The organism is Paenibacillus chitinolyticus NBRC 15660, assembly GCF_000739915.1.
Classification (GTDB): Bacteria; Bacillota; Bacilli; order Paenibacillales; family NBRC-103111; genus Paenibacillus_F; species Paenibacillus_F chitinolyticus.
The window spans coordinates 305,396-317,880 of the sequence record NZ_BBJT01000004.1 but is presented as its reverse complement, the minus strand read 5'-3'; the positions used below and the strand labels follow the sequence as shown (position 1 = coordinate 317,880).

At 52.1% G+C, this 12,485-nt stretch carries 8 protein-coding genes; 5 read left to right on the top strand and 3 right to left on the bottom strand.

Annotation, left to right across the window (positions count from 1 at the left end; genetic code table 11):
• The first annotated feature begins 32 nt into the window (after positions 1–32).
• Positions 33–1,166, top strand: a complete 1,134-nt coding sequence (gene mqnC / locus PCH01S_RS11410) for a cyclic dehypoxanthinyl futalosine synthase (RefSeq protein WP_042229357.1) — start codon at positions 33–35, stop codon at positions 1,164–1,166.
• Positions 1,167–1,299: 133 nt separating this feature from the next.
• Here the strand turns inward: mqnC and PCH01S_RS11405 are convergent, their stop codons facing one another.
• Together PCH01S_RS11405 and PCH01S_RS11400 are read right to left on the bottom strand one after the other, a co-directional pair.
• Positions 1,300–3,141 (bottom strand): ATP-binding protein, encoded by a 1,842-nt coding sequence (locus PCH01S_RS11405; protein ID WP_042229356.1) that lies wholly within the window; start codon positions 3,139–3,141, stop codon positions 1,300–1,302.
• A complete protein-coding gene (locus PCH01S_RS11400) occupies positions 3,131–3,832 on the bottom strand; it encodes a response regulator transcription factor (protein WP_042229355.1) in 702 nt (233 codons plus the stop codon). The genes PCH01S_RS11405 and PCH01S_RS11400 overlap by 11 nt, the downstream gene beginning before the upstream one ends.
• Positions 3,833–4,179: 347 nt before the next feature.
• Here PCH01S_RS11400 and ytxC point away from each other — a divergent pair, with 347 nt between their 5' ends.
• The 4 genes from ytxC (at position 4,180) to PCH01S_RS11380 (ending at position 10,767) form a co-directional block, all read left to right on the top strand.
• The gene (gene ytxC / locus PCH01S_RS11395) at positions 4,180–5,154 is read left to right on the top strand and encodes a putative sporulation protein YtxC (protein WP_042229354.1); all 975 of its coding nucleotides are present in this window, start codon (positions 4,180–4,182) and stop codon (positions 5,152–5,154) included.
• 364 nt (positions 5,155–5,518) lie between these two features.
• Positions 5,519–7,453, top strand: coding sequence for a threonine--tRNA ligase (thrS, locus tag PCH01S_RS11390; RefSeq protein ID WP_042229352.1), 1,935 nt, complete (start codon positions 5,519–5,521; stop codon positions 7,451–7,453).
• Positions 7,454–7,690: 237 nt separating this feature from the next.
• The gene (locus tag PCH01S_RS11385) at positions 7,691–8,551 is read left to right on the top strand and encodes a VOC family protein (protein WP_042229939.1); all 861 of its coding nucleotides are present in this window, start codon (positions 7,691–7,693) and stop codon (positions 8,549–8,551) included.
• 470 nt (positions 8,552–9,021) lie between these two features.
• Positions 9,022–10,767, top strand: a complete 1,746-nt coding sequence (locus tag PCH01S_RS11380; protein ID WP_042229350.1) for a methyl-accepting chemotaxis protein — start codon at positions 9,022–9,024, stop codon at positions 10,765–10,767.
• Positions 10,768–10,944: 177 nt separating this feature from the next.
• Here the strand turns inward: PCH01S_RS11380 and PCH01S_RS11375 are convergent, their stop codons facing one another.
• Positions 10,945–12,441 (bottom strand): mechanosensitive ion channel, encoded by a 1,497-nt coding sequence (locus PCH01S_RS11375; RefSeq protein ID WP_042229348.1) that lies wholly within the window; start codon positions 12,439–12,441, stop codon positions 10,945–10,947.
• Between the last annotated feature and the right edge of the window lie 44 nt (positions 12,442–12,485).

The window sequence follows — 12,485 nt, the reverse complement described above, 5'->3', positions numbered from 1 at the left end:
TCGTGTGCGGAAGTCAGAAAGGAGTGAATGCCATGAATCCGATCGACCGCATTCTGGATAAATCCCTTGCAGGCGGACGAATTGATCTGGAGGAGTGTGTCACACTGCTCGAATCCGACCAGATCGAGAAAATGGGTCATGTCGCTAACCAAATTATGCTGAGGCACCATCCTGAACCGATCACTACGTTTGTAGTAGGCCGCAACATCAACTACACGAACGTTTGTGACGTTTATTGCAGATTTTGTGCATTCTATAGAGCTCCCGGTTCTACGGAAGGATACGTACTTACCAATGAAGATATTTTCCGTAAAATCCAGGAGACGCTAGATGTAGGCGGAACCGAGATTCTGATGCAGGGCGGCACGAATCCGGATTTGCCGTTCAGCTACTATACGGATCTGCTGCGCGAGATCAAGCAGCGCTTCGATATTACGATGCATTCTTTCTCTCCGGCGGAAATTTGGAAGATGAAAGATGTGTCGAACGGCCTATCGCTGGAAGAAGTGATCCGTCAACTGCGGGACGCCGGACTGGACTCTCTGCCCGGCGGAGGCGCGGAAATTTTGGACGACCGCATCCGTATGAAAATTTCCAAGAAAAAAGGCTCCTGGCGCGACTGGATGGATGCCATGGAAACGGCTCACCGTCTGGGCATGAATACATCCGCGACGATGGTTTACGGTTTCGGCGAGACGATGGAAGAGCGCGCCATGCACCTGCTTCGCGTGAGAGAAGCGCAGGATAAGTGCATCCAGAACGGCTACGATTCGCTGGGCTTCCTGGCCTTCATCCTGTGGCCGGTACAGCCGGACAACACGAATCTGCGCGTAGAGAAAACGAAGCCGGAAGAGTACCTGAAAATGCTGGCCATTTCCCGCATTATGCTCGACAATATTCCGAACTTCCAGTCTTCCTGGGTAACGATGGGCCCCGAAATCGGCCGCCAATCGCTGCATTACGGCTGCAATGACTTCGGAAGCACCATGATCGAAGAGAATGTCGTTTCGGCTGCGGGGACCACCCATAAAGTGAACATTTCCTCCACGCTGGAAATGATCCGCACCGCAGGCAAAATTCCTGCCCAGCGCAATACGAAGTATGAGATTCTCCGCGTGTACGACGAGAACTCTGTCGTTGAAAAAGACTTCATTATGCAGAACTAATCGTATCTAACATAGATTTCCCTTTCTCAAAAAAAGCAAAGAAACCCGGAAGCCGTCTACAACGGTCTTCCGGGTTTCTTTTTGTTTCCGTGGAGCCTGGCCATGAAGTCGATCTTTCAGAAACAGGCGGTAATTAATACCGGCGAAGTTTCACATGGAACATAATCGATTTGCCGCGGTTCTCCGCCCAAATGCGGCCGTCATGAGCTTCGACGATGCTGCGGGCAATGGCGAGGCCTAACCCGGAGCCGCCTGTATCGGAGGAACGTGCGGCATCCATCCGGTAAAACCGGTCAAACAGGCGATCGAGCTCCTCCGTTTCCGATAGATCACCTTCGTTGATCACCGTCACTTTAACGTCGCGTCCTTCCTCCTGAACGATCACCTCGATGGTGCTCGGTTTGGGGCTGTATTTGACCGCATTCGTGAGCAGATTTTCGAAGACGCGGATCATCTGATCCGGGTCCATGGAGACGAACAGCCGCATAGGCGGGAGAACGAGGCGGAGGGTGAGGCCGTTCTGTTCCGCGATCGTGATATATTCCTCCGAAAGCTGGTAGATCAGGTCGTTTACGCAGACCGATTGTTTGGCGAGCGGCACGCCCTCGTTCGTCATCCGGCTGAATTCGAACAGCTCGTCAATGAGAATCTTAAGTTTTTCCGCGCGCCCGTAAGCGATTTGCATATAATTCGCCGCCTGCTCCTCGTCTTTGTAATCCTTGTCCTTCAAAAGCCGAAGGTAACCGATGATGAGCGTAAGGGGCGTGCGGAGATCGTGGGAAACATTGGTGATCAATTCGTTTTTCAGCCGCTGAGATTTGCGCTCTTCTTCCAGAGAATGCTGAAGATCGAAAGCCATGGAGTTCATATGTCCGGCGAGCACACCGAGCTCGTCATGACTTCTTTCGGGAACCCGATGAGCGAGATTACCTTGGGACATTTGGACAAGTCCCTGCGCCATTTCTTCGATAAGCTGCATTTTCCGCCGGGTAATCCAATAGAAGAGTCCCAGGAAGGTAGCGATCCCGGCGATCAGGGGAAGAGAGGTATCCTGCTCGTAATAAGAGATCTGAGCTTCGGGAACCGCCTTGGCTACGAGAAATGATTGAGTGCCGTTTAAAAGAATCGGGTACATGAACGTGAACTCGCGGTTTTCGTGACTCTCCCGGAATGTGCCTTCTGAATCCATGGCGCTGCCGACCAGCTGCGGGATATCGAACCGGCTTTCTCCACTTCCTTTTGTTCGGTACAGTACCTTGCCGGCTGCATCGATAATATAGAGCGATTTTCTTCCGGGCCTGTCGGCTTCATCGTCCAGAAGAGACTGAATATCCGCCGGATTTACCGGAAAAAAGGAGGGCGCCGGCTGCTCGGCGGCCTTGCCCGGTGTCGGCGTTTTTTTGCTGTCCGCTTCCGCTGCGCCTGGACCGGCGGGCTCCGGAGCCGCTTTGCCGTTCGTGCCCGTCCCATCCGGGACGGCGGATTCCGGCATTGGAGACGGGGCAGCCGATTTCGGTGCGGTGGAAGAGGCAGAGCTTCCGGAGTCCGCCTGCCGATCCGGTCCGGAGCCTATACCGGTACCGGTATCTTCGGTCTCCTTCTGGCTTTGGAGCTCCTGATCGGTGCTTGGCAAGTGCTTCAAGGCCGACTCCTCTTTAGCGGCAGGGTACCTGTCGGTATCGCCGCCGTACTTTTGAATCTGTTCGAGGCGTTCCACAAGACGGCGAACCTGGTTTGCCGTAATCTCTTTGTCCTGAATATAAGAGATGCTGCTTGCCGTCCGCCAAGATTTAGTAAGCTCGGACACTAGGCCCCCGGCCGCGATCGCGACCCCAATACATAAAGCGAACGCCAGGATAAGCTGCATTCGCAGGCTGCGCATCACATTTTGCTTGCACAAAATAACGGGACGAACGATGCCGCGCACCAGCAGTCCCCAAATCTTCCCGAACTTCCGGCTTCGATTAGGTTTCAATTTTGTAGCCTACCCCCCAAACGGTTTTGATGTATTTCGGCTGCCTTGGGTTGCTCTCCACTTTTTCCCGGATTTTGCGGATGTGCACCATGACGGTGTTGTCCGATTCGAAGTACGGGGTGTTCCAGACCGTCTCATAAATGCGCTCCGTACTGAACACGATTCCCCGGTTGCGCCCCAGCAGCTCCAGGATTGAAAATTCCCGGGGAGTCAGTTTGACCGGCCGCCCCTCCACATGAACTTCGTGCGTAGCCGTATCAATAATCAGATCGTCCAATTCGATACGGTTTGAAAGCGTTTCGGATGGCATGGGGGCGTTTAATCTTTTATACCGGCGCAGTTGGGATTTCACCCGTGCCATCAGCTCGAGCGGATTAAACGGTTTCGTTAAATAATCGTCCGCCCCGGCGGTTAATCCGAGAATTTTGTCCATATCCTCGCTTTTTGCGGAGAGCATCAGGATGGGCATGTTTTTCTCCTTCCGGATTTCCAGGCACGCCTGGACGCCATCCATACGGGGCATCATAATGTCGAGGATAATCAGATCGACCTCCCGGCTTTTCAGCACATCCAAGGCTTCCAGACCGTCCCCGGCCGAAACCGTTTCATACCCCTCGTTGGTTAAATAAATACGGATGAGTTCCACGATTTCTTTTTCATTGTCTACGACCAGAATCGTTTCTTTTCCCATGACTATGCGCTCCTTTATGTGCCGGAAAACGGATGCCGCCGTGTACCGGACCCTGCTTTCCCTTGATTCCATTCGTATAAAACAAGCTATTGCGACGTTAGCACAGGAAGAAGGGATTGGCAATTCCGTTATTCGGGGAGCGGCACCTCCATCAACAAGCTTCCATAGAGATTATTATAGGAGGTTGTTCTTAACAAAACCGCGCTGAATTTCTTAAGGAATGTTTAAGATCGGCCTTATTTTCCCGAATTGAACGGCCTTTGGACATGTCAAGAGTTGGTTGTATATCCGCCTCCGGCCGACCATATACTTTTAGAAGGAATTCAGCGTCAGGAAGGAGTGAGCCCATGTCTATCGTACAGTTTGTATTCAACAATTCCGCCGTGTTTGATATTTCTGCGCTGCAAAGCCGGATAGAAAGCCGCCTAGCGCTTCTGAATCAGGAAGGTAACCCGCTCCGGGTCGTCCGTGACACGTTGGAACAGTACACGATGCTGCGGATAGAGGGAACAATAGGCGGCAAAAAGCATCAGCCGAAGTCCGAGCCCGTTATCGAAGCAGCCGCAGCCGCAGCCGCCGAGCAAATCGTGGAGGGTGAAGAAGAGAGGCTGATCCGGAAGCTGCTGGTGAATACCTTTCATTATAAAGATCTTGAAGAAGCGGCTAAAATCGGCCGTTACTGCCGCCAATTCCTGAACGGTGAGGAAGACGGGAGAAGCGCCGCGGGCGAATACGGCTTGGACGATTACCTGGACTGGGGGCCGATCGACGGCATGAAGCTCCGGGCGGGCAAAATCAGCGAGCCTTTGAAAGCTCTGCTGCAGGAAGGGCAGTCCGTAAACTTGCCGGGTTTCATTACGTTCCGGCTGCAGGAATACATGGACGAGCTGAAAGAGGTCGTCGAGTACGCCATCGACGAATATGTAATGGACCAGCAGTATCAGGAATTTATTTCTCTGCTCCAGTATTTCGTCTATATCCAGGAAACGAAGACGGCAGCAGCTCATTTGGTACATAAGGAAGGCGCCGAATTTACAATTCTGGATGAACATATGCAGCCGATCGACACCAGTAAGATGGAAGCGTCCTTTACGCTGGAAATGATCGAGAAGGATATCAGCTTCGAAGATATGATCGTCTCGACGCTGATTTCGGTATCGCCGGCGACGATTTATATTCACACGCGGGAACCGGATCTGCCCGTTATCCGCACGATTATGCAGATTTTCGAGTCCCGCGCGACCATCTGCTCCTACTGCGGCATATGCCGGACGAAGCTGGCGGGGAACTCGGACAGCGGGTCCCCGTCCCCCTTGACCTGATTCCGCGGCAGGCTTATAATGAGGGAATCAAAGGCTTTGACCGAAGACACGAACCGCTTGTCACACTGCTGCCAGAGAATGGGGCCCCGGCTGAAATCCCCTGCAGATGTACGGTATGTTCACCCCTTCGAGAGCCGCAAAGCGGAAACCGAACAAGAGCGGACGCAAGACGTCCGGTCCGGAAGTAAGCTTAGCCGATTCATTCCCGTTACCGGATGCTGAATGAGGATTCGTCCGCATAAATCCAGGCGGTGAATCGAATGAGGGTGGAACCACGAGTCGAGCGCACTCGTCCCTTTCGGGATGTGTGTGCTTTTTTGCGCTCTTTTTTTTGAAATTTATAGAGCTAAGGAGCTGACGAATCATGATTAAATTAACTTTTCCGGACGGTTCCGTGAAAGAATACGCCCCGGGTACAACGGTTGAGCAGGTAGCGGAATCCATTTCCACGGGCCTCAAAAAAAATGCGGTGATCGGCGTAGTGAACGGCCGCCAGGTCGATTTGAACGCTCCGATCGAAGAGGATGCCGAGCTTAAAATCGTAACGCTGGATTCCGAAGAGGGAGTCGAAGTGCTGCGCCACAGCACCGCCCACTTGATGGCCCAGGCGATCAAGCGTCTGTACGGGGAACGTGCCGTGAAGCTCGGCATCGGTCCTGTCATCGAAGACGGGTTCTACTACGATATCGATATCGAAAATCCATTGACGCCGGAAGATCTGACGAAGATCGAGAAAGAAATGGCCAAGATCGTTCAGGAAAACCTGCCGATCGTCCGCCGTGTGGTCAGCCGTGAAGAAGCGATCGCGATTTTCGAGGAGCTCGGCGATCCGCTTAAGCTGGAGCTGATCCGCGACCTGCCGGAAGACTCCGTGCTGACCATTTACGATCAGGGCGAGTTTTTCGACCTCTGCCGCGGACCTCATCTGCCCTCCACCGGCAAAATCAAGGCCTTCAAGCTGCTAAGCGTTGCGGGCGCATACTGGCGCGGGGATTCCAAGAACAAGATGCTTCAGCGCATCTACGGAACGGCATTCCCTAAGAAAGCGGAATTGGACGAGCATCTCCATCTGCTTGAAGAAGCGAAGAAACGCGACCACCGTAAGCTGGGCCGGGAGCTGAAAATGTTCACGTTCTCCAAAGAAGTCGGCCAAGGGCTGCCGATCTGGCTTCCTGCCGGAGCCAAAGTACGCCGCGTTATGGAGCGCTACATTGTCGATCTGGAAGAGCGCCTGGGCTATCAGCACGTCTATACGCCGGTACTCGCTAACGTGGAGCTGTACAAAACAAGCGGACACTGGGATCACTACCACGAGGACATGTTCCCGAAAATGGTCATGGACAACGAGGAACTCGTTCTCCGTCCGATGAACTGCCCGCATCATATGATGGTGTATAAGAGCGACATGCGCAGCTACCGCGAGCTGCCGGTCCGTATTGCGGAGCTGGGCATGATGCACCGCTACGAGATGTCCGGCGCCTTGACCGGCCTGCACCGCGTACGCGCGATGACGCTGAACGACGCCCATATTTTCTGCCGTCCCGATCAGATCAAGGAAGAGTTCGCCCGCGTTATCAACCTGATCCGTCATGTGTACGAGGATTTCGGCATTAAGGACTACCGTTTCCGTCTGTCCTACCGGGACCCGAAGGATACGGAGAAATATTTCCCGAACGACGAGATGTGGGAAATGTCCCAGCGCATGCTCCGCGAGGTTGTGGAAGAGATGAACCTGCCGTTCTACGAAGCGGAAGGGGAAGCGGCTTTCTACGGTCCGAAGCTGGACGTTCAGATCCGCACGGCGCTGAAGAAAGAAGAAACGCTCTCCACCGTTCAGCTGGACTTCCTGCTGCCGGAGCGTTTCGAGCTTGAATACATCGGCGAAGACGGCCAGAAGCACCGTCCGGTCGTTATCCACCGCGGCATTATTTCCACGATGGAACGGATGACGGCATTCCTTCTGGAAAACTACGCTGGAGCGCTGCCGACCTGGCTGATGCCGGTACAGGCCAAAGTCATTCCGGTATCGCCGTCTTACGAGGCGTATGCCAATGACGTGACGGAGAAGCTGCTTGCGGCCGGAATCCGGGCGGAAGCGGACAACCGCAACGAGAAGCTCGGCTACAAGATCCGCGAAGCGCAGCTGGAGAAGACGCCGTACATGCTCGTTGTAGGGGAGAACGAAATGAACTCCGGCACTTTGTCCGTCCGCAAACGCGGCGAAGGCGACCTGGGCGTTCACAGCCTGGCGCATGTGGTCGGCCTCATTCAAGAGGATATCGCCAACAAGTCCAGATAAGCAGGCGGCTGCTATAGCGCTGTGGAGCCATACGGCCGAAGCGTCGATTTTCTGCAAATAGCGTCTATAAAACCGCAAAAACAGGGGGAACCTCAATAGAGGCGCTCCCTGTTTTTTTGTCATTGGACATTACTGAGTAATTAAACTATAATTACTTACAAAAAGTAATTAAATATATTTTGTCTTGATCAATACGCTGCATAAATAATCTTGATTGAAAGGGTGACTCTTATGACAATGACGCCTGTTATCGACCCCCGGACTGAAATCGGTTATGTGCATATTAAAGTCGGCAGCCTCTCCAGATCTCTTCCGTTTTACCAGGACGTGATCGGACTTAAACTGCTGAAACGGGACGGAGCTTTCGCCGAACTGACGGCGGACGGCAAGAAGCCTCTAGTTATTCTGGAAGAGCTGCCCGGTGCCGCTAAAGCACCGAAACGCGGTTATGCGGGTCTGTATCACTTCGCGATTCTTCTGCCCGGCCGCAAAGAGCTGGGGTTCGCGCTGCGCAGCTTGATCCGCAGCGGGATTGAAGTCGGCCAAGGGGATCATCTCGTGAGCGAAGCGCTCTATCTGGACGATCCGGACGGCAACGGCATTGAAATTTATGCCGACCGCCCCCGCGAGACGTGGCGGAAGGATGCGAACGGCCACTACGTGATGGCAACCGATCCGGTGGACTGGGAAAGCCTGCTGGAGCTTGCCGGCGAGGAGCCGTGGAGCGGAATGCCTGCGGGAACGCAAATCGGTCACGTTCATTTCCATGTGACCGATTTGCGGGCGGCGGAGGCGTTCTACTGCAGCCTTCTGGGCTTCGAGATCACGCTCCGCTTCGGACCGGCGGCTCTATTCGTGGCGGCGGGAGGCTATCACCACCACATCGGGCTGAACACGTGGGCAGGCGCAGGCGCACCGCCTGCACCCGCCAATGCCGCCGGAATCCGCTGGTTTACCGTCGTGCTTCCCGATAACGGCGAGCTGGAGCGGATTCTGGCGCGCCTCCGGGAAGGAAGCGTGGACGCTGTATCCCGGGAAGACGGATGGCTCGTGACGGATCCTTCGGGAATCGGCGTAATGCTGACGGTACGGGATTAGCGGGAGCTGCACGTCGTGCGCCGCGCGCGGTACGAAGCCCGCAGCCGATCGGGCTGAACCGGCCAGATATGGTTATTCCTATATCCGTGTTTTTTGCTCCAAACATTTGCTGCTTTACGACAGTTTGATTGGGATAATGAACTAAAAAAGGGTTCTAAAACCGTTGCCGAGGCAGACCACACCTATAACTAAATCAGGTGTGGTTTTTTGTTTTAATGGACTGAAAATGGTGGGAGCGTAGCCACAATGACTGGATAGTACAGGGCACGAGAGGAGACCCGTTGTATCCCGAAGGTTGGCTTTATTGCGAGTATTCCCAATCCATATAAGGAGGATAAATATGTAATTAAAAGGTAAAAAACAAACTAAGGAAGCATAGGACTGTCGAATAAAGGATTCTTATGTAATATCCTAGAATACTACACTTTGTTTAGTAGACCATTACCCAACATGGAAAGGGAGCCGAGACGATGGGGAAAGGCAAAAAGAAAACAGGATTAACTTTTTTTTCAAAAAACTTGATTTTTTCTATTTCAGGAATCGTTCTAGCTTGTATGATCATGTCAGTGATTAGTTACGTTGTGATGAGTCGTGCGCTTACCGGCAGCTTGGAGGTACAGGCGAAAGGAATTGCAACATTATGGAAGAACAGATTTGAAGTAGAAGACTTGAAAAAAGGGAAGGCAACTCCCTCTTTAGATTCAACCGTTCAGAAAAAACTTGTGTCCTTACTGGATGAATTGTCAAAAGGAAATGCTAATGTAGCGCAAGGGTTCATATTCGAGCCGGATGTCGTGGAGGGTGCAAAAACAAGGGTCATATCTAACCCTACTCATTTATTAGAAGTTGGACTTAAACCTGGAGTATTATTTGATCAGCCGCCTGAGATGGTTAAGGCATTCCAAACATTGAAGCAAACGAAATCGCCAGTCATTCCCCCTATTTACAAGGATGAGATCGGATCATGGCTCACTGTATTAGTTCCGGTCCTCGATGAACAGCAGCAGCTCGTCGCCGCATTTGGGATTGACGTGAATGCATCGGTAATTTCAGAGCAACAATACAAATTGATTTGGTCTTTAGTAACCGCTTCCATGCTGTTTTTGCTAGTTGGGGTTACGATACAAATTTTTGGTCTAAAAAAGTTATTACGTCCTATCCAAGAATTAATTAGTGGTGTCGGAAAGATCAGCAAAGGTGACCTTACACAAAAAGTGGTTGTCCGCTCAAATGATGAACTAGGACAATTATCCGAGAGTTTCAATGAGATGGTCCAATCGTTACATAGTACCTTGGAGCAAGTACAAGTCACTGTCGAACAAGTGGCGAGCTCCTCGGAACAATTATCGGTTAGCGCCGAAGATTCAACAAAGTCGTCTATGCAAACAACTGCTATCGTCCAAGAGCTGGCGACCGGAACGGAAATACAGGCGGGAAATATTGATCAAACTAATCGTGCTATAAACGATATATCGACAAGAGTAGGACAGATCGAATCCAATTCACGGGTGGTCATGGATAAGGTGATTATCGCGACAAACCGTGCAACGGAAGGAAATCAAGCGATTGATATGGTTGTTAGACAGATGAATTCTATCAGTTCTACAGTGAACCAATCCGCTGAGTCTATGAAATACTTAGTAGATAATGCTCTTCACATAGGAAGAATTGTAGAAGTGATTAATACAATCGCTAATCAAACGAATATGCTAGCCTTAAATGCTTCTATAGAAGCATCCCGAGCCGGAGAACATGGACGTGGATTTGCTGTGGTTGCAGGTGAAGTGAGAAAGTTAGCCGAACAGTCATCCAACTCGGCCCAACAGATTACGTCCTATGTGGAGAGTATCCAAGATGGAATTCAAAACGCTGTCCAGTCTATGGAGCAAGGTACAAAAGAGGTTAATGAGGGCCTCCATTTGGTGAACCAAGCGGGATCATCGTTTAATGAAATTCGGAATGCGGTTGATGAGGTGTCGCTGAATATCGAAGTTGTTTCTACTGCACTGGAAGAAATGACATCTCGTGTTTCGGAGGTTCTAACATCGATGAATCGAATTTTGGACGTCACCAATGAGGTGGTAGGCGGAACGCAGAATATTGCGGCCTCAACGGAGCAGCAGTTAGCTTCTATGGAGGAGATTACATCTTCTGCAAATGTACTGTCTAGCATGGCAGAAGAGCTCCAAGAGAAAACAACCCAGTTTAAGTTGTAACAGGATCGCGGGTGTGGTTCGCCAAGCCGGCTCTCTTGCACGGGCGCGCCTGTGCCGCCGCTCACCTGCGGGACTGTAGCCAGCGCACACACATCGTGAGACACCGGGCCGCCGTCCCGCAACCGCAAAAAAGCACCCTTCGGAAACGATTCCGGAGGGTGCTTTTTGCTGTACGCCTTACATCGAGATGTTATCGTGGTCCTTGCTGTTCTGTTTCTTATCCCAGAAGCGTTTGACGGCCGGAATGCTGCCGATACCGACGGAGATAATAAAGGCGGCGCCGAGAGCGACCATGACCACCATGTAACCGGATGTGATAATGACCGAGCCCAGTCCGATTTCCGTCAGACCGATGACGACGGCCAGAACGATGATAACCGGCTGGACAAACCCTTTGAGCGGGTTGCCCGGACGAATCATGCGCTCAGCGAAGCCGGCTAGGATAATGCCGATCAGAACGATGATGACGATCAAGATAAATTTAGGCAGCATCACCATTAGAGCGGCGAATGTTGCGGAGATAAATTCCAGATCCAGAACGTTCGTCGATTCGACGAGGAAGAAGCCGAATACGAAGACAGCGATCAGAGTCGCGATCCATTTCGTGATAGGCAGAGCGGAAACGGATGCGGCCGGATTTACGCTGCCGGGCACGCCCATTTCGGCACCGGCATCGGCGGCTTTGCGGCGGAACATCGGCATCAGGCCGTTCAGCTTGCTGTCGATATCCATCGGCGAAAGCAGCGTAATGATGAGATTGCGGACGATTTTGGCCAGAATGTAGCCGATGTAGAGCAGGAACGCCGCAATGAGAATCTTTGGAATCCAGGCCATGACAAGATTCAGGATGCCTTGAGCCGGAACCCGGATGGATTCGATTTGCAGCAGGTTAAGCGCTTGTACCGCGATCGGGAACAGAATCAGGAAATACACGATGCTGTAAACGAATTGGGATACGTTCATCCCGGCTCCGATCCAGCGCTGAAGATTCAGCGAGGACGTGAGGGTGGAAGCCAGTTTGGCCACGAACTTGGCCACATAATGACCCAGCACGATAAGCAGAATCGCACCCGCGAGAAGTGGCAGATAGCCGATGACCATATTGATGACCGCGCTGATCGGCACGGAGATGGCCGGAATCTGAAGCGAAGCCAGAATGCTCGGTGCGAAGAGCAGGATCACGATGGCATAGGCGATGTTGCCGGCCACTTCGCGGTAATGCACCAGACTCGGCATTTTGCTTTTAATCGTATGGGAACCGAAGAAACCGGACACGACACTTTTGAGCATAGAGCCGAGAATATGAGCGACTGCCGCAAGCAGCGCCGCAGCCAGCAGGTGAGGTATGTAAGAAGTGATGATGGCGATGAAACCGACGAACGGATTCAGCACATTCGTGAAATTCAGAAGCTCAAGCACGACGAGAAGTGTGACGAGAATAATGAAATACTTGACTACCTGGGACACAATCCGGCTGACGGAGCTGTCCGGTGGGAAAAATTTTCTTCCGCGTGTATCCACGTTCGCTTTTAGAAGTCCTTTATAGACGGCTTTGGAAGCGGCGCCTGCTATCCATAAACCAATGATCAGAACAAGAACGGCCCCAATGAGCCTCCAAATGGAATTTCCGTTCATCATGAGAAAGTTCCATTCGCCCCAATTCCTTACGTCCATTCGATCATCCGCCTTTCCTTTTAGGTTGTGATGGGAGTGTATTT